The 17,713-nt window shown below is 61.1% G+C and carries 13 protein-coding genes; 6 read left to right on the top strand and 7 right to left on the bottom strand.

Going from position 1 to position 17,713, the window contains the following annotated elements:
- Positions 1-73 precede the first annotated feature (73 nt).
- The 4 genes from ACZZ0Q_RS10440 to ACZZ0Q_RS10425 all read left to right on the top strand — a co-directional run bounded on the left by ACZZ0Q_RS10440 (position 74) and on the right by ACZZ0Q_RS10425 (position 7,169).
- A protein-coding gene (locus ACZZ0Q_RS10440) for an IS3 family transposase (protein WP_463541222.1) occupies positions 74-1,446 on the top strand; the annotation gives its coding sequence in 2 pieces (ribosomal slippage) (positions 74-550 and positions 553-1,446; 1,371 coding nt in all).
- Between the two features lie 162 nt (positions 1,447-1,608).
- On the top strand, positions 1,609-2,940 hold the full coding sequence (locus tag ACZZ0Q_RS10435; RefSeq protein ID WP_463539071.1) for a deoxyguanosinetriphosphate triphosphohydrolase: 1,332 nt from the start codon (positions 1,609-1,611) through the stop codon (positions 2,938-2,940).
- 34 nt (positions 2,941-2,974) lie between these two features.
- Positions 2,975-4,072, top strand: a complete 1,098-nt coding sequence (locus ACZZ0Q_RS10430; RefSeq protein ID WP_463539072.1) for an FUSC family protein — start codon at positions 2,975-2,977, stop codon at positions 4,070-4,072.
- A 142-nt stretch (positions 4,073-4,214) separates the two neighbouring features.
- Positions 4,215-7,169, top strand: a complete 2,955-nt coding sequence (locus ACZZ0Q_RS10425) for an HD domain-containing phosphohydrolase (protein ID WP_463560542.1) — start codon at positions 4,215-4,217, stop codon at positions 7,167-7,169.
- A 255-nt stretch (positions 7,170-7,424) separates the two neighbouring features.
- Here ACZZ0Q_RS10425 and ACZZ0Q_RS10420 read toward each other — a convergent pair whose 3' ends face one another.
- Entirely contained in the window at positions 7,425-7,772 is a 348-nt protein-coding gene (locus ACZZ0Q_RS10420) for a YggL family protein (RefSeq protein WP_122453126.1), read from the bottom strand.
- 239 nt (positions 7,773-8,011) lie between these two features.
- Between ACZZ0Q_RS10420 and dacB the strand changes: the two genes are divergently transcribed.
- Entirely contained in the window at positions 8,012-9,445 is a 1,434-nt protein-coding gene (gene dacB / locus ACZZ0Q_RS10415) for a D-alanyl-D-alanine carboxypeptidase/D-alanyl-D-alanine endopeptidase (protein WP_463539073.1), read from the top strand.
- A 329-nt stretch (positions 9,446-9,774) separates the two neighbouring features.
- Positions 9,775-10,701, top strand: a complete 927-nt coding sequence (locus ACZZ0Q_RS10410) for a GGDEF domain-containing protein (RefSeq protein WP_463539074.1) — start codon at positions 9,775-9,777, stop codon at positions 10,699-10,701.
- A gap of 111 nt (positions 10,702-10,812) precedes the next feature.
- On the opposite strand, the gene ACZZ0Q_RS10405 is transcribed toward ACZZ0Q_RS10410, so the two are convergent.
- From ACZZ0Q_RS10405 to ACZZ0Q_RS10380, 6 genes are all read right to left on the bottom strand, one after another.
- A complete protein-coding gene (locus ACZZ0Q_RS10405) occupies positions 10,813-12,417 on the bottom strand; it encodes a YdgA family protein (RefSeq protein WP_463539075.1) in 1,605 nt (534 codons plus the stop codon).
- Between the two features lie 130 nt (positions 12,418-12,547).
- A complete protein-coding gene (locus ACZZ0Q_RS10400) occupies positions 12,548-13,615 on the bottom strand; it encodes an AI-2E family transporter (RefSeq protein WP_463539076.1) in 1,068 nt (355 codons plus the stop codon).
- Between the two features lie 51 nt (positions 13,616-13,666).
- Positions 13,667-14,482: a DUF4892 domain-containing protein gene (locus ACZZ0Q_RS10395; RefSeq protein ID WP_463539077.1), complete on the bottom strand. Its 816-nt coding sequence runs from the start codon at positions 14,480-14,482 to the stop codon at positions 13,667-13,669.
- 92 nt (positions 14,483-14,574) lie between these two features.
- On the bottom strand, positions 14,575-15,438 hold the full coding sequence (locus ACZZ0Q_RS10390; protein WP_463560541.1) for an alpha/beta hydrolase: 864 nt from the start codon (positions 15,436-15,438) through the stop codon (positions 14,575-14,577).
- The gene (locus tag ACZZ0Q_RS10385) at positions 15,435-16,235 is read right to left on the bottom strand and encodes an alpha/beta fold hydrolase (RefSeq protein ID WP_463560539.1); all 801 of its coding nucleotides are present in this window, start codon (positions 16,233-16,235) and stop codon (positions 15,435-15,437) included. Before ACZZ0Q_RS10385 ends, ACZZ0Q_RS10390 begins: the two co-directional genes overlap by 4 nt.
- 1,029 nt (positions 16,236-17,264) lie before the next feature.
- Positions 17,265-17,708, bottom strand: a complete 444-nt coding sequence (locus ACZZ0Q_RS10380; protein WP_463539078.1) for a hotdog fold thioesterase — start codon at positions 17,706-17,708, stop codon at positions 17,265-17,267.
- Positions 17,709-17,713 lie beyond the last annotated feature (5 nt).

Here is a 17,713-nt window from a genome sequence, read left to right as displayed (position 1 = left end):
TAAAGCCTCTCCCACAGTAAAATGAAGTGCGCCCCAAAAGTTGGACACCCATCCAACCTTTGGGGCTTCTTCCATGAGCAAGTACACAACGCAGTTCAAGCTGTCTGTTATCACCGCCTTTCTTGAGCGAGGCCGAGGCTTTCGCTTTATTGCTGAGCAATTCCAGCTAGATCCCACCCTGCTTCGGCGTTGGGTAGAAGCCTACCGGTTGCATGGCGATGCCAGCCTGCGGGCCCGGCCAGTCAGCTATAGCGCAGAGTTCAAGCTCGCTGTTCTTCAGCAGATGTGGCGTGAAAATCTTTCTTTTCGTTGCGTGGCCGCGGCTTTCAATTTGGGTAATTCAACCCAAGTGGGCATATGGCAGCAGCAGTATTACAGTGGCGGCTTTGAAGCCCTGGAGTCAGCCAGGAAAGGACCGCCCGCCGTTATGACACTACCTCCCGCCAAGCCCTCTGCACCTGAAACCACAAGCGATGAAGATCTTTCGCATGCTGAGTTGCTGCTCAAGCTACGCAAGCTCCAAGTGGAGAACGCCTGGCTAAAAAAGCTCAAGGAGCACAGGGAGGAGAAGAAAAGGCAGGAGAAAGCAGCAAAGAAAAAACGAAGTTGATCACCGAGCTGCGTGATCATTTCTCGCTCGAAGAACTGCTTGAAGTCGCGCAGTTGGCGCGCAGCACGTATTACTACCAGCTCAATCTGATGAACACCGGAGATCGGTTCGCGCCTCTGAAAGCCTCTATCCAGAGCGTTCAGGAGGAGCATATGGGGCGCTATGGCTATCGCCGAATGACCGCTGCGTTGCGTAATGCTGGCCAGATGGTTAACAGCAAAACGGTGCGGCGCCTCATGGGCGATCTAAATCTTAAGTGCACGGTGCGACCGAAAAAGTACCGCTCGTATCGGGGCTTGGTCGGCAAGGCTTCGCCTAATGTTCTGGCCCGTCAGTTTGAAGCGGACCAGCCAAACCAGAAGTGGGTCACGGACGTAACCGAGTTCAAAGTGGCCGGCGAAAAGCTTTACCTGTCCCCGGTGCTGGACCTGTTCAACGGCGAAATCGTTGCCTATCAAACCGACACCCGACCACGTTACGCCTTGGTAGGCCGCATGCTGGAGCAAGCGCTTGAAGGTCTGCCCGAGACGGCAAAACCGCTGCTGCACTCAGATCAGGGCTGGCACTACCAATATCCTGACTACCGGGAGCGCTTGGAAAAAGCAGGCCTGAAGCAAAGCATGTCACGCAAAGGCAACTGCCTGGACAACGCCACAATGGAGAGCTTTTTTGGCACGCTTAAGTCGGAGTACTTCTACCGCGAGCGTTTCGATAACGTCGCTCAGCTGCAAGCCGGGCTGGACGAATACATCCGTTACTACAACCATGATCGGATCAAGATGAAGCTAGGCGGCCTCAGCCCTGTTGCTTACAGAGCAAAGGCCGTCATGGCTTAACCAGTACGTGTCCAACTTTTGGGGCGCACTTCAAAACGTCATGCCCCTGTAGGAGAGGCTTCAGCCTCAAGCTCTTCAACTCAAGACCGCAATCACCCTTGCAGCCAACCCCCGGAACCGGGAAGCTAGGCGCCATCAGCCACTGAACGGCGAGGACAGGCCTTGGACTGGCACACACTGCTCAACCGCGAACGACTCGGCAAACCCACTCACAGTGCCACCGAGTTGGGGCGCAGCCCCTTTCACAAAGACCACGACCGCATCATCTTCTCCGGCGCCTTTCGCCGGCTGGGCCGCAAAACCCAGGTGCATCCGGTGTCCAGCAACGACCACATTCACACCCGCCTCACCCACTCGCTGGAAGTCAGCTGCGTGGGCCGCTCACTCGGCATGCGTGTCGGCGAAATGCTGCGCGACGCCTTGCCCGATTGGTGCGAACCGAACGACCTGGGCATGATCGTGCAGTCCGCCTGCCTGGCCCACGACATCGGCAATCCGCCGTACGGCCACTCCGGCGAAGACGCCATTCGCCATTGGTTCCAACAAGCCGCCGGGCGCGGCTGGCTGGATGGCATGAGCGAGGTGGAGCGCCAGGACTTTCTGCATTTCGAAGGCAACGCCCAAGGCTTTCGTGTGCTGACGCAACTGGAATACCACCAGTTCGACGGCGGCACGCGCCTGACCTACGCCACCCTCGGCACTTACCTCAAATACCCCTGGACCTCCACGCACGCTGAAGCACTGGGCTACAAAAAGCACAAGTTCGGGTGCTACCGCAGCGAGTTGCCGCTGTTGGAACAAATCGCCGCCAAGCTCGGCTTGCCGCAGTTGGAACATGAGCGTTGGGCGCGCCATCCGTTGGTGTATTTGATGGAAGCGGCCGACGACATTTGCTACGGCCTGATCGACCTGGAAGACGGCCTGGAAATGGAGCTGCTCGATTACCCCGAAGTGGAGTCGGTGTTGCTAGGCCTGGTCGGTGACGACCTCCCGGAAACCTACCGCCTGCTCGGCCCCCACGACTCGCAGCGGCGCAAGCTGGCGATTCTGCGTGGCAAGGCCATCGAACACCTGACCAACGCCGCCGCCCAGGCTTTCGTCGAGCAGCAAGACGCCCTGCTCGCTGGCACCTTGCACGGCGACTTGGTGGAACACATGCACGGCGCCGCCAAGCGCTGCGTGCTTGGGGCGAAAAACATGGCGCGGGAGAAAATTTTTCAGGACAAGCGCAAAACCCTGCACGAGATCGGCGCCTACACCACCTTGGAAATTCTGCTGAACAATTTCTGCGGTGCGGCCCTCGAACTGCACAGCGGCGAGAGCCTGTCGTTTAAAAACCAACGCATTCTCGACCTGCTGGGTTACAACGCGCCCAAGGCGGACTGGACGCTGCATCGCTCGTTCCTGCGCATGATCGACTTCATCGCCGGCATGACCGACAGCTATGCCACCGAAATGGCAGCGGAAATGACCGGGCGCTCCAGCCCGGTGTAATGCAACTGTTGAACGCTCTGGAATAGAAACGCCTATGCCCACGCTCTTGCGGCAACTGTTCAGTTGGCAATCCGGCCCGCCCGCCTGGGGACCCGCCATGGTGGCGATGCTCGGCTGTGCGCTGCCGCTGATTCTTGGCTTGTTCAGTGGCCACCCTGGTTTTCTGTGGGCCGCCGTCGGCGCCTTTCAGGCGGCCAAGGCCAACCCGCTGCACCGCTTCGGCATGTTGCGCATGTTGCTGCTGATCGGCCTCGGCGCGTGGAGTGCGGGCCTGGGTTTCTGGGGCGCGGATCACCCCTTTATCAGCCTCGGCCTGTTTGCCCTGTTCGGCTTTTTGCTGGCCTGGCTGCAACGCTTCGGCGCCGAGGCCGGCAAGCTCGGTATCGGCTTGGCCATTTGCTTGTGCCTGGGCCAAGGCCAGCACGGCGTCGGCAACCTGACCAACCCCTACGCCGTCGGCATGCTGTTTATTCTGGGCGGCCTGTGGGTGACCTTGCTGGCCTTCGCCTTGCGCGGCGTGCATGGCCTGCGCATGTGGCCGCGTATGCCGCGTCTGGTCGGCATTCTGAAAGTGCTGCGCCGCCACGCCAAACGTCAACCGCGTCGTCAGTGGCTGCTGCACGCGTTCAGTTGCACCTTGGCTTTTGCCTTGGCCGGCTTGACGGTCGAGCTGGCCGATCTGCCGCGCGGCTATTGGCTGACCATCACTGTCGTCGCCACCTTGCAGCTCGAATTCCAGGGCAGTCTGGTGCGCGCCCTGCAAGCCAGCCTGGCCAGTTTCTGCGCCGCGTCGTTGCTGATTTACTTCGGCCACAGCCTGCAAAGCCCGCCGGTGATGGTGGCTGTCATGCTGCCGCTAATCGCCATGAGCCGCGCGTTCCAGGCCCATCACTACGGGCTGTTCGTGCTGCAAACCACCCTGTGTTTTCTGCTGCTCACCGAAAGCTTGTCCCACGACTGGCACCTGGGTCAGGTGCGGGTGCTCAACACCCTGACCGGCGTGGCGATCGCCCTGTTCGTGGCGTTGCTGATGCACTGGGTTCGGCATCACCTGAACCAGTACCTGAACCGCCGTCAACCAAGCCAACCGGAGCCCGCGCCCGTTGCGGTCACGCCGTCTTCGCAAGAGTGACGCACGCACGCTTTTGCCCCGGCACAAACGCTATCTGTTCACTATGCTTGCCTCTTGCTTCGGTAAGGGGTTGAGCGCAGCGACGCCCGCGACACACCCAGGCAACAGATTTCCCTCTGCGCTGTTCAAGGAGTGATGCGCAATGAGCACGTCCCGTCGCGTAGACCGCCGCTATTCGCTGCATGTGCACATCAGTGTGCTGTTTACCTTTTTGCTGCTGATCACCGGCATCGTGCTCGGCATTTTCAACTACCGACAAACCACGCAAATCATCTATTCCAGCAGCGCCGAGCTGTTCAGCCGGATTCAGGAAGACGTCCAGCACGACCTGCTCAATACCTACCAGCCCATTCGCCACCTCCTCAGCCTGCTTGCCCTGCAAGAGCAAAACCACGGCACCGACCACTACCAGCGCATGGCGCTGCTGCCCGCGTTTGCCCAAGCCCTGGGCGACAACCCGAAGCTGGCCTCGCTGTTCCTGGGTTATGACGACGGCGACTTCTTTATGGTGCGACCGCTGCGCACGCAGGCGCTGAAAGACAAGTTCGATGCGCCGAAAAACGCCGCGTACCAGGTGTGGTCCATCGACCGGGTGGGCGATTCCGCGCAGACCGAGTCGGCGCAATCGGAGTCGGCGTATTACGACGCCGAGCTAAATCTGATCAGTCGCCGACAAAACCTCAAAGAGCGGTACGACCCGCGCAACCGCAGCTGGTTCGCCAGCGCGCTGAGCCGCAAAGAGCAGATCACCACGGCGCCGTACGTTTTTTTCTCCACCGGCAATGTAGGCACCACCCTCGCCCGCGCCACCGGCGAACACGCGGTGATTGCCGCGGACCTGACGCTGGACGACTTGTCCGCCACGCTGGCCAAACACAAAATCACGGCGTCCACCGAAGTGGTGCTGTACGACGGCAACGGCAACGCCATTGCTTACCCCGACAGCAGCCGGCTGATCGTGCAAAACGAAAAAGCCCAACTGGCCAAAGCCCGAGATTTGAACCCGGTGCTTGCCGCCCTGCTGGACAGCGACCCGAACGTCGCCCTGCGCGGCATCCGCTTGGCCCAGCGCGACTGGGTGGTGTCGCGCAGCCACTTGATCGAAGGCGGGCCGCAAGGCTTGGAACTGGCGCTCGTCGTGCCTGAAGACGAGTTGCTGGCCGATGCTTACCGCATTCGTTGGCAGGGCGCGCTGGTGACGCTGGCCATTCTGCTGCTGTGCTTGCCGCTGGGCTGGCTGAGCTCGCGGCTAATCATTCGCCCACTGCGCGATTTGGTGCAGGAAGCCGAAGCCATCCGCCGCTTCGACTTCAGCCAACCCAGCAGCGGCCACTCGCCGATCCTGGAAATCGACCAACTCGCCACCTCCATGGCGCGCATGAAAGAAACCATCTCCAGCTTCTTGAACATCACCTCCAGCCTCTCCGCCGAAACCCGCTTCGATACGTTGCTGGCGCGCGTGCTGGAAGAAACCGTGGATATCAGCGGCGCCCAGGGCGGGCTGATTTACCTGATCGACGCCGACACCGGCAGCCTCGACGCCAAAGGACTGATCCTCGACAAACACACGCGTGAGCTGGAGCCCTTTCACCTGCCGAGCTACCCGGCGGCGGCCGAAGACATGCCCGACTGGCTTGACGGCCCGGCCAATGGGGGCCCGAGCTGCACCCGCAGCCTGGGTTTTGATCAAGCCGGCGCCCTGCGTGATATTTTTCTGAGCCTCGACAGCCCACGGCTGCACTTGGCCGCCACGGGTTTGCACAACCGCCAAGGCCAGACGCTCGGCGTATTGGTGCTGCTACAGCGCGATACAGGCCACGCCGACGACCAAGCCATGCTGCGGCCCGAGCGCATTGCCTTTGTTGAAGCGGTGTCCGGCGTGGCGGCGCTGTGCATCGAAAGTCAGCGCCTGTTGGAAAGTCAGAAAAAACTGCTCAATGCGTTTATTCAGTTGATTGCCGGCGCCATCGACGCCAAGAGCCCGTACACCGGCGGCCACTGTCAGCGCGTGCCGGAGCTGACTTTGATGCTCGCCCGCGCCGCCGCCGACAGCAACGAGCCCGCCTTTGCCGCCTACCAGCCCACCGACGAGCAATGGGAAGAACTGCACATCGCCGCCTGGCTGCACGACTGCGGCAAAGTCACCACGCCGGAATACGTGGTGGATAAAGCCACCAAGCTGGAAACCCTGTACGACCGCATCCACGAAATTCGCACCCGTTTCGAAGTGCTCAAGCGCGACGCCTGGATCAGCTATTGGCAAGGCGTAGCCGGTGGCGGCGATGAAGCGCAACTGAAGGCATTGCGAGACGACATGCTCGCCGCGCTGGACGACGAATTCGCCTTTGTCGCGCGAAGCAACCTGGGCGGTGAAGCCATGGCCGACGCGGACCTGGAGCGCCTGGCCCAGATCGGCATGCGCACCTGGACGCGTACCCTGGACGACCGCCTCGGCGTGTCATGGGAAGAGAACCAGCGCCAGAGCCGCACGCCCGCGCCTGCTCTGCCCGTCAGCGAACCGTTGCTAGCCGACAAACCCGAGCACCTGTTCGAGCGCGGGCCAAAAGACAGCATGCCGGTCGACAACCCGTGGGGCTTCAAACTCAACGAGCCCACCTACAAATTCAACCGCGGCGAGCTGTACAACCTTGGCATCGCGCGCGGCACGCTGACGGCTGAAGAGCGTTACATCATCAACAACCACATGGTGCAGACCATCATGATGCTCAGCCATTTGCCGTTCCCGCCGCACCTGGCCAACGTCACCGAAATAGCCGGCGGCCACCACGAAAAAATGGACGGCACCGGCTACCCCAAACGCCTGCGCCGCGACGACATGAGCCTGCCGGCGCGGATGATGGCAATTGCCGATATTTTCGAAGCGCTGACGGCCGTGGATCGCCCGTACAAACGTGGCAAAACCTTGTCGCAGGCCCTGGGCATCATGGTCGGCATGGCCAACAGCGCGCACATCGACAAAGACCTGTTCGCCCTGTTCGTGCGCAGCGGCCTGCACCTGGCCTACGCCCAACGCTTTTTGCAGCCCGAGCAGATCGATGACGTGGATGTGGACGCGTTGCTGGCAAAGGTGGGGTGAGCGCCGCCGTACCCTGTAGGAGCCAGCTTGCTGGCGAACCCTGCAAACGACAATGCGGGGTGTTCCGCGTTTGCCCCGTTCGCGAGCAAGCTCGCTCCTACAAAAGCGCTTGGCTTGGGATCAGCGTTTTCAGGAAATCGCGACTAAAGTCGCTCCCACAATGAAAGCAGTCCGTGAGTCGCCAATGCGAATCTGCGAAAACAACAAAGGGGCCCGAAGGCCCCTTTGTTTTACATCCGCTTAAACCGTAACGGCTTAGGCGTGCTCGGCGTTGATTTCGTTCTCTGGGTACCAGACGTCGATCAACGGGCTGGCGGTGTAGTCGGTGACTTCACTGCGGCCCTTCAGCCAGGCTTCAACGGCGGCGCGTTGTTCTTCGCTGACCGAACCGCGTTTGGCCAGGCAAACCAGACCGTAGTCTTCGCCGCCAACATAGCCCAGGCCGTTGTCTTTCATGGCCACACGCAGGAATTCGTCGAGGAAAGCGTCGATGTCCGCTTCGCTCAGGTCCGCTTTGAGGTTCAGGTTCAGCTCGAAGCCGAGCTCCTGGAATTCATCTACGCAGAGTTTTTTGCGCAGGCGGCGGGAACGGTTAGTAGCCATGGAACAATCCTCAAAAGTGATAACGCGCGGCACTTTACCAGCAAAGGCTGCGCCGTGCCCGACTCTCTGCCGGGCGCCCTGATTGCAGCGGACAAAATTGCACCACTACTCGGCAAACTGTAGAACGCTTCGGGCATAATGCCGGCACTTTCTCCACGCACTTGGGAACCTGTGAGCCCAAGCGCTTTCTTCTTTACGCCATCTTTCTTTTTTGGCCCTTGCCTGAAGGGTTTCTGCCAATGATCAAATCGCTTCGCCACCTCATCATCGCCAGCCTTTTCTTACCCGCCGCGCTGCCGGCATTCTCCGCCCCTCTGAACACCACCCTGCCCGCCTCCGTCCAGAAAGCCATGAAAGCCGGCAAGATCGGCAACGACTCGCTTTCCGTGGTCACGCTGCCCATGACCGGCGCCGGCACCCCCACCATCATCAACGCCGATGTCTCGGTGAACCCGGCTTCCACCATGAAGCTGATCACCACCTACGCCGCCCTGGAATTGCTCGGCCCCACTCACCAGTGGAAAACCGAGTTCTACGGCGACGGCCCGCTCAAAGACGGCGTGCTCAACGGCAACCTCTACCTTAAAGGTGGCGGCGACCCGAAGCTGAACATGGAAAAACTTTGGCTGCTGATGCGCGACCTGCGCGCCAACGGCGTGCTGCGCGTAACCGGCGACCTGGTGCTGGACCGTTCGTTTTTCATCCAGCCGCAACTGCCGGTGTTTGATGACGACGGCAAGGACGACAACAAACCCTTCCTGGTGACCCCGGACTCGCTGCTGGTCAACCTCAAAGCCGTGCGCATGATCACCCGTGCCGAAGGCGGCAAAGTGAACGTAATGATGGAACCGCCGCTGACCAACGTGCGCATCGACAACCGCGTCAAATACGTGGCCAAAGGCAAGTGCGCCGGCGACGTGCGCTACAACCCGGTCACCGAATTCGACGGCACCACCTTGGTGGTCACCGGCCAGCAAAACGAAGGCTGCAACACCCAGTCGTACCTCTCGCTGCTCGATCACGCCGGCTACGCCGCTGGCGCCGTAAGGGCGATCTGGCAGGAACTGGGCGGCACCATCATGGGCAAAGACCGCATCGACCTCGTGCCCAAAAGCGCCACCCTGCTCGCCCGCGCCTTTTCGCCAGACCTCACCGAGATCATCCGCGACATCAATAAATTCAGTAACAACACCATGGCGCGTCAGCTGTTCCTGAGCCTGGGCGCCGAGTTTCGCAACAGCGCCGATGGAGACGACGCCAAGGCGGCGCAGCGGGTGATTCGTCAGTGGCTGGCGAAGAAAGGCATTACCGCCACCCACTTGGTCATGGAAAACGGCTCGGGTCTTTCCCGTGCTGAGCGGGTCAGCGCGAGGGAAATGGCGGCCATTCTGCAAACCGCCTGGAAGGGCCCGTACGCCGCCGAGTTCATCAGTTCGCTGCCCATCGTCGGCATGGACGGCACCATGCGCAAACGCCTGAAAAACACACCGCTTAATGGCGATGCGCATATCAAAACCGGCACCCTCAACACCGTGCGCGCCATCGCCGGTTTTAGCCGGGACGCCAAGGGCGACACCTGGGCGGTGGTCGCCATCCTCAACGACCCACGACCCTGGGGCGCTTCGGCGATTCTTGATCAGGTGCTGCTCGACCTGTATCGCCGCGCGGATTGATACAGGCATCGCGGCTAAAGCCGCTCCTACAGACACCCGCAACCTTGTAGGAGCGGCTTCAGCCGCGATCCCTGGAAACGCCATTACCCGACCACACTAAGCATCCCCCTACAGCGCGACGGGAAATTGGCTACAGATGATTTCCCCCGGCAGCAGATTGCCAGTACTCGCCAAACAACCGGCAACCCGGCGGCAAAAATCAGCCGCAAACACCTCAAACACAAACACATCCTATTGTTTTATAACGTATTTATAAGACAAATCCGCACCTGGCACACTATTCGCTTTAGGCACCTTGTCGCCGCATTTCGCGCATGAGGTTCCCCGACATGGTCCCGCCAAGCAAAACAAACACAATCGACTTTGACGCCGCCAAACTGCAGCGCTTGGGCTTTGCCAGCAACCGCAGTCAGTCGCTGCGTCCAGTCTCGTTGGCGCAATTGCGGCAAAAGCTGAACCTGCAATTGCAGACCAGCCTGGAAGTCGAGCGGATCCTGGAAATCTTCTTTCGCGAAGTGCAACGCCTGGTGCCGCTGCACGCTGTGGCATATCAACAGCCCTCCGCTGACCTGCGTCTGGAGCTTGGCGTGCGCGCCACCCATTCGGCCGGTTACCGCTTGAACCACGACGGCGAATACCTGGGCGAGCTGATCTTTCGCCGCAACCAGCGTTTCTCCGAAGAAGAACTGAGCCAACTCGAATCGCTGCTGGCGTGCATGCTCTTCCCGCTGCGCAATGCCCTGCTCTATCGCAAAGCCGTGCAGTGCGCCCTGCGCGATCCGTTGACCGACACCGGCAACCGCATCGCCATGGACCAAGCCTTGCAGCGCGAAGTCGACCTGGCACGCCGCAACCTGCAACCGCTTTCCGTGCTGATGCTCGACGTCGATCACTTCAAACACATCAACGACACCCACGGCCACAGCACCGGCGACGAAGTGCTGCGCGCCATGGCCGATACGCTGAAGGCACAGCTGCGCAATATCGACATGATTTTCCGCTTTGGCGGCGAAGAGTTTCTGGTGCTGCTTTCCAACACCAGCCGCGAAGGCGCAGCGATGGTCGGCGAGCGCCTGCGCTTCGCGGTGCAGGAACTGCAATGCACCGCCCAGGGCCAGCATATCGACGTGTCCGTAAGCCTGGGCTGCGCCTGCCTGCTGCCGGGCGAATCGGTAGACAGCCTGATGCGCCGCGCCGATAACGCGCTGTACGTGGCCAAACGTGAAGGCCGTAACCGCTTGACCATGGCGGGTTGAACACACGTCGTCATTCGCGGGAATGACGGGAGGTTTTTACGGCGGTGAACCTCAACGCGAAAAAAAAGGCCAGTCAATCGACTGGCCTTTTTCGTTACAGCGCAACCCGACTTATTGCTCTTCGGGCGCTTCTTCTGGCATTTCTTCCGGGGCTTCTTCGTCGAGAGCGCCCGCGTCTGGCTGCTCTTCGTCCGGCACGTAGCCTTCCGGCTGCTCTTCACCGGCGCCGCCGCCCAGGCCACCGGCCTTGGACATGACCAACATGGCGAACTCTTCCACCGACATTTTTTGGTCGTTGAAAACCACTTCGTTGTTGGCGTAGTGCAGGTTCGATTCGAGCTTGTCGCCCTTGAGCACGATCATCTCGGTGGACAGCGCCATGCCGCTGCCCATCTCGGTGAACATGGCGGCTTGGTCGTCGATGGCCTTCTGGTCGGTTTCGCCCGCAATTGCCGCCTGAACGCGCACGCCATCACCAATTACGGCTTTGTCGATCGACAGTTTGGCGTCGAGTTGCGAGAGCACTTGCTTAGCCATTTCCGGCGGCGGCAGGTCGAAGGATTCCGGCTTGTTGAAGTCCATCGCCAGACTTACCAGCGCTTCACCGTGGGCGGTTTTGATGCTGAATTTCTCCAGCGCCACGTGCGGCTTGCCGGCCAGCAGCTGGCCAACGTCGGCTTTAAGCTTTTCTTCTTCGGCTGGGGTGAAGGCCATGTCTGGCGTTTCCTGGCCGAGGGCCTGGGCTTGCTGCACCGGGGCCAGTTTGTCTTTGTAGAGGTTTACCAGCGACTGCACGGCAGCGGCGTCGAAGTCTTTCATGCGCCAGATCATGTGCAGACCGGCGATGTCTTTGCCGTCGAAGCTGACCTGGCCAATGTCGTAGGACACATGACCGGCCAACTTGCCGTCGTTCTCTTCAAAGGTGCCGGCCTGGGCGATGTTCTTGATCACCACCGGTGGCTTGCCGGCCACGGCAATGGAGGCAGTGGCCAACTTGACGCTGCTGTCGCCGAGGTAGAACTCGCCGCTGCCCAGCTTTTGGTCGCTGTCCAGGGTCAGGTCTTTCAGCTCGATTTTGATGGCTTCGCCATTGGCGTCGGTGCCGCTCAGTACCAGGCTGTCCATGCCGCCGGCCAGGGCCACGTCTTTGGCGTGGGCGCTGGCCTCGACTTCCAGTTTCAGGCCGGAGAAGTTGACGTTCTGGCCCTCTTGCGGGGCGAAGTCCAGCGGGGTGAGTTCGATGGTGCCGGTGGTGGAGTTGTCGTAACCAAGGCTCACCTGGCCGGTCAATGGCGACGCGCCTTTGGCGGCGTCGAACCATTTTTGCGTCAGTTCATTGGGCTCCAGCGCGTAGTTGCTGGTGGCCAGAACCGGCCACAGGTTGAGCTTTTTCAAGCGCGCGGCGGGTAGCGGGCCGTGTTGGATGTTGTCGACCAGCAGCACTTCCATATGACGGGCCTCGCCTTCAGAGGCGGGCATGTCCAGGGTCAGCTTGTAGTGCGCGGTGCTGGTGAACAGGTGGCTGTCGAGCGACAGCAGTTCCAGCTTGCTGGTAATGCCGGTGCCCAGCAGCGCATCGGCGCCCTTCTGGTTGGCTTCGGCGATGGAGTTCTGCAATACGGAGGGCAGCTTGGTGCCGGTGTACCAAGCGCCTGCGGTGCTGATGATGCCTACCGCAACAACGATGCCTGCAGCGATTCCTGCTGATTTTTTCATGAGTCGACTCAACGAATGTCCATGTTTATGTATGTGCCTTCCTGGCCGGAGGAGACCCGTGCGCCACAGGCGCCGCACAGCGAAAGCGGCGGCGATGGTAGCACTGTGGCGCGGCTTGAGGCTGTGTCGCCTATCGCTCTTCGAGAATTTTCACGGTAGGCGTGGACGGGTCGCTCTTCACCCAGTCTGTGAGCAGGCTATACGCCACGGCCAGCAAGGTCGGCCCGAGGAACAAGCCCATAAAGCCGAACGCCAGCAAGCCACCGAACACACCGAGCAGCACCACCACCAGCGGCAGGTTGCCGCCACGGCTGATCAGGTACGGCTTGAGCACGTTGTCCACGCCACTGACGATAAACGTGCCCCAGATACCGAGGAAAATCGCGAAGCCGTATTCCCCTTTCCACGCCAGCCACACCGTGGCGGGAATCCACACCAGCGGCGGGCCCATGGGAATCAGGCTGAACACAAAGGTCAGAATGCCGAGCAGTAAGGCGCCCGGCACGCCGGCAATCCAGAAACCGATCAAGGCCAACACGGCCTGCGCGGCGGCGGTGCCGATTACGCCGTTCACCACACGCTGCACGGTGCCGGCCACCAGGTGCTGGTAATAATCCGCGCGCTCACCGATCAAGCGGTGCAGGCCTTTGCGTACCAGCGCGGCCATGGCCGGGCCGTCGCGATAGAAGAAAAACACCAACACCAGGCTCAGGGTCAGTTCCAACATGCCGCCGCCGATTTTGGCGCTGCGTGCCAGCAGCCAGTTGCCCACTTCGCCAAGGTACGGCTTCACGCTGGCGAAAATCGCCGCGCCTTGCTGGTCGATGCTCATCCACCAACCCACTAAGCGCTCGCCCAGCAACGGCACCCGGCCCAGCCACTCGGGCGGGGCCGGCAAGCCTTGTACTTGCAGGTCTTTGACCAGATTGACTGCATCGCGCACATGGTCGGCCAGGTTAAAGCCCAGCCATACCAGCGGCACCGCCACCAACACCATCCAGCCCAGGGTCAGGATGCCCGCCGCCAACGACACGCGGCCACCCAGCCCGCGCGTCAGCAGCGGCATCAACGGCCAACTGGCGAAGGCCAGCACGGCGGCCCAGAACAACGCTGAGAAAAACGGCGCCAACACCCAGAGCGCGGCGCCCAACAGGGCCAGCAAGAGAATCTGGACCAGCAATCGGTCGTTATTGAGCATGTAAAGCTCCGAAGGGATGGGTAGCGACTGGATGTAGCGACAGGGATGAAACTAGCGCAGCAGCTTAAAGGATAGGCCGTCGTTTTGCGCTGCATCGATTTCCAGGCGCGCCGCCCTCACGCGCTGCGCCATCAACGCCTCGCGCCAGGCCTGAGCGTGTTTGCCAGAGAGGCTCACGCGTAGGGTGCTGTCCTGATTAAGGGTGCGTCCCAACAGCTCGGCCCAGGCCGCCACCGGTTCACCGTCCAGGGCGGCGAAATCCAGTTCACCGGTATTGCGCAATTGCCGCAGCAAGGTTGCAGGCCCAGGCAACAACTCGCCGAGCGCAGCGCCGTTATCCAACTGCTCCACATGCAGGTACGCCCGGCGATTACCGCGCGTGATGCTGTACAGCGCCACCAAGGTGTTCTGCTTTGGCTCGGCCAGACGCAGCAGCAAATAGGCTTGCTGATCATCAGCGCCTAGCAGCTTGGCGTTACCAAACACCGAATTTGCCCACAGGCTGCTGGAGCCACACTCGCGGCTTTCGCACCAATACAACAACTCGGCGCCCTGCTCTTGCAGCGCATCGCGGGCCGCATTGAACGCTTGGCCAGAGGTGTGCTCGGGCGGCAATTCATAGGTGACTGAACGCATATGGCCGAGGCTGTCGACCTGGCGCTCATAGCGCAACGTGCCGCTGATACGGCGGATGGAACCGAGGGGATAGATGCGTTCTTGCGCGGGCACATCGCGAAAGTCGACGATTTCGGCGCGGGGGAAGCGCGGCAGAATGTCCAGGTCCTGACTGCCGGGCAGGTCGGCAGCAAGGGTGGCAGAACTAGCCAAGGCAGCCAGGGTGATGGCCAGCAGGCGGTACACGCGCATAAAAGGTCTCGTTGTTCGTGTCAGCAAACGGGGCAGCCCTAACGAGCGCTGCCCGGCGAAGTCGCTCAGACTCCGCAGTTGCCCGGAGCAAGTCAAGACGCGGAAAAAAACCTATTGAAACAGGCTGCTACCGCTTCGGCGCCGGCTTCGTCGTCCAGATGCAAATGATGGCCGCCCGCCAGACGCTGCACCTCGAACGGCAACCCTTCCAACGCCGATACCACCGTCGGCTGCGCATGCAACATGCCGCCTTCGGCCACCACCAGGCAGGCTGGGCACGCCACGCTGCGCACAAACACCTCGGTGTGCGCCTGGGTAAAGCGCAGCGGCGACGGCAGCGTGAGGCGGCTGTCGGTGCGCCAGGTGTAACCGCCAGGCACCGGCATCAACCCGCGCTGCGCCAGCAACTGCGCGGCCTCGAAACTGACGCCGCCGACGCCTTTCATCCGCGCCTTAACCGCTTGCTCCACCTTCTCGTACACCGGCTTGCGCTTGCCCGCCAACGCCAACTGCTCACGCAACGCCGAGCCCAGCTTGGCCGGCGCCGACTCGGCTTCGCCGGTGAACGGCACCAAGCCGTCAATCAACGCCAAGCGCTCGATTCGCTCCGGCATGGAGGCCGCCAGCAACACCGAAACAATCGCGCCCATCGAATGCCCCAACAACGAAAACTGTTGCCATCCGAACTGCTCCGCCACCAGCAACACGTCGTAGGCGTAGTCCCACAGCTGATAGTGCGCGCCGGCCGGCCGGTGATCGGAATGGCCGTGGCCGGCGAAGTCCAACGCAATGATGCGCAGCCCTTCCAGCTTCGGCGCCAGGCGCGCGAAGCTCATGGCGTTATCCAGCCAGCCGTGCAAAGCGATAACCGGCTTGCCGTCCTCCGGGCCGAACACATGGGCCGACAACTCAATGTGCGGCAGGCTCAGGCGCACTTCTTCAAAGGAATAATTCATGCGGACTCCAGGCGGGCTTGCCAGCGATCGAACAGGGTTTTGAGCAACTCGGCGGTTGCTTGCGGACGCTCCAGCGGAAACATGTGCCCGCCCGGCAGCGTCAGGTACTGGCAATGCGGCAAACGCCGGATCGAGCGGGTGTGATGAGGCAACACCACGCGGCTGTGGCGGCCACGCACCATCGCCAACGGCACCTGCAACTGCTGCGGCCGCCCAGGATTGCTGTGCGGAACGCTGCGATAAATGCTGATTTCGGTGGCCGGGTCGAACAACAGTCGCAGGCCTTCGCCATTGGCTTGCAGGCCGTGCTGCACGTAAGCGTCGAGGCAGTCCGGATCGAACCGGAGAAACAGCGACTTGGCCGAGAAATAATCGCGCGCCTCGGCGATATCGCTGAACTCCTCGCGGCGCCCGAGCGTGCGACCGGCCGGGGTAATGCGATCGATAAAACCAAAACGCTTGGCCGCGCGGATAACGATGCGGTCAGCCAGCGTAAGCACCGGCGAATCGAGCATCACCACCCCGCGATACAACTCGGGATGACGCAACGCCGCGTGGTAATGCAACACGCCACCCAGGGAATGCCCCACCCCCCACACCGGCTCTGGCCGTTCGCGCAGGTGATGCACCAGCTCGTCGACGAGGTTGCCCCAGTTGTCATTCACCGGAAAACGCGGGTCATGGCCGTGTTGCGGCAAATGCGAGACCTCGTATTCCGGCGCCAGCGCGGCGAACAGCTTGCCGTACGTGGCTGACGGGAAACCGTTGGCATGGGCGAAAAAAACCGATTGCGGCATACAGGGAAGCTTCCAGGACAAACCTGTGGCGATTGTCCGTAAGCGGTGGCGGCGCGGCAATGACTGTAAGTGCCGGGAATGATGGCGATACGGCCAGGGCGTATGGGCGCGAGAAATCGTGCGCCCGGGACATCAAAGAGCATCGCGGCTAAAGCCGCTCCTACTGGATGCGAGCTTCTGTAGGAGCGGCTGGACGGCATTGCGCTTTAGCCGCGAGTTTTTGATCTTGCTTCACCGCTGTTGATCTTGCGTCACCGCTTTTGATCTTGCTTGTGATCTGCCCCGCACCGTTTATCGCAGGCCGAGTGGAGTCGTTGCGTAGGGGGTTTGAGCGGCCGGGAGCCGCGAGAGGCGCATCGGGCCAGGGACGGCCCGTCTCGCCGTGCCCCCGGAGTAACGACGGAGCGAGGGAACCTGGAGCGCAGCGTAAGGCCAAGGTAGGAACTAGACTTTTTGGTTACTTTTGGGTGGTCCGGCATACCGGCAATGACAAAAGTGACTCGCGCGTAAGGCGCGAAACAGAAACGTTCAGCGCACGCGGTAATGAATACCTGCGTCCGACTTCACGATTTGACCTTGCGTTTAAACCAGAGGAACTCTTCATTACCACGTTTGCGCGGCATTTTGTTTCGCGCCTTACGCGCGAGTCACTTTTAGCATTGCCCTAAAAGTAACCAAAAGGTCTAGCTCCTACCTTGGGTCTACGCTGCGCTCCGACTTCCCTCGCTCCGTCGCCACTCCGGGGGCACGGCGAGACGGGCCATCCATAGCCCGACACGCCTCTCGCGGCTCCCGGCCGCTCAACCCCCTACGCAACGACTCCACTCGGCCTGCGATGAACCTCGCGAGGTAGATCAAAGGCGATAGATCAAAAGCGATAGATCAAAAGCGATAGATCAAAAGCGATAGATCAAAAACTGAGCAACAGCAACAGCGGTAGAAGCAGTTCAAAAACCTCGCGACTGAAGCCACTCCCACAGGGTCGATGGAACCTGTGGGAGCGGCTTTAGCCGCGATGCTGTTAACCGTTCACACCGGCGGCGGCATATCCCCCAACGGCACAATCGCCATGGTCAGCCGCGAAATACAGCTCGGCTTCCCCTGCTCATCCGTCAACCGAATATCCCAAACATGGGTCGTACGCCCCAAGTGAATGGGCCGCGCCACGGCCGTAACGCGCCCGCTGCGCACGCCGCGCAAGTGGTTGGCGTTCACTTCCAGGCCTACGCAATAGAATTTGGAACTGTCGATGCACAGGTAACTGGCGGTGCTGCCGAGGGTTTCGGCAAGCACCACCGAGGCGCCGCCGTGCAGCAGGCCATAGGGTTGGTGGGTGCGGGAGTCGACCACGATGCTCGCGGTGATCGACTCGTCATCGAAGGCGTCGAAACGGATGTCCAGCGCCTCGTTGATGGTGTTTTTGCGCAGGCTGTTCAGGGCCTGCAAATCGGGGGTACTGCGCCACAGGCTCATGCCGG

The sequence above is a fragment of the Pseudomonas sp. AC070 genome (genome assembly GCF_979258635.1).
Note: the sequence above shows the minus strand (reverse complement) of the source record. Positions and strands in the feature narration are given on the sequence as shown.

What these genes read in the sequence shown, in the direction of transcription:
- ACZZ0Q_RS10430 (WP_463539072.1), top strand. Translation starts at nt 2,975, where the DNA reads ATGCCCACGCTCTTGCGGCAACTGTTCAGTTGGCAATCCGGCCCGCCC.
- ACZZ0Q_RS10425 (WP_463560542.1), top strand. Translation starts at nt 4,215, where the DNA reads ATGAGCACGTCCCGTCGCGTAGACCGCCGCTATTCGCTGCATGTGCAC.
- ACZZ0Q_RS10420 (WP_122453126.1), bottom strand. Translation starts at nt 7,772, where the DNA reads ATGGCTACTAACCGTTCCCGCCGCCTGCGCAAAAAACTCTGCGTAGAT.
- dacB (WP_463539073.1), top strand. Translation starts at nt 8,012, where the DNA reads ATGATCAAATCGCTTCGCCACCTCATCATCGCCAGCCTTTTCTTACCC.
- ACZZ0Q_RS10410 (WP_463539074.1), top strand. Translation starts at nt 9,775, where the DNA reads ATGGTCCCGCCAAGCAAAACAAACACAATCGACTTTGACGCCGCCAAA.
- ACZZ0Q_RS10405 (WP_463539075.1), bottom strand. Translation starts at nt 12,417, where the DNA reads ATGAAAAAATCAGCAGGAATCGCTGCAGGCATCGTTGTTGCGGTAGGC.
- ACZZ0Q_RS10400 (WP_463539076.1), bottom strand. Translation starts at nt 13,615, where the DNA reads ATGCTCAATAACGACCGATTGCTGGTCCAGATTCTCTTGCTGGCCCTG.
- ACZZ0Q_RS10395 (WP_463539077.1), bottom strand. Translation starts at nt 14,482, where the DNA reads ATGCGCGTGTACCGCCTGCTGGCCATCACCCTGGCTGCCTTGGCTAGT.
- ACZZ0Q_RS10390 (WP_463560541.1), bottom strand. Translation starts at nt 15,438, where the DNA reads ATGAATTATTCCTTTGAAGAAGTGCGCCTGAGCCTGCCGCACATTGAG.
- ACZZ0Q_RS10385 (WP_463560539.1), bottom strand. Translation starts at nt 16,235, where the DNA reads ATGCCGCAATCGGTTTTTTTCGCCCATGCCAACGGTTTCCCGTCAGCC.
- ACZZ0Q_RS10380 (WP_463539078.1), bottom strand. Translation starts at nt 17,708, where the DNA reads ATGAGCCTGTGGCGCAGTACCCCCGATTTGCAGGCCCTGAACAGCCTG.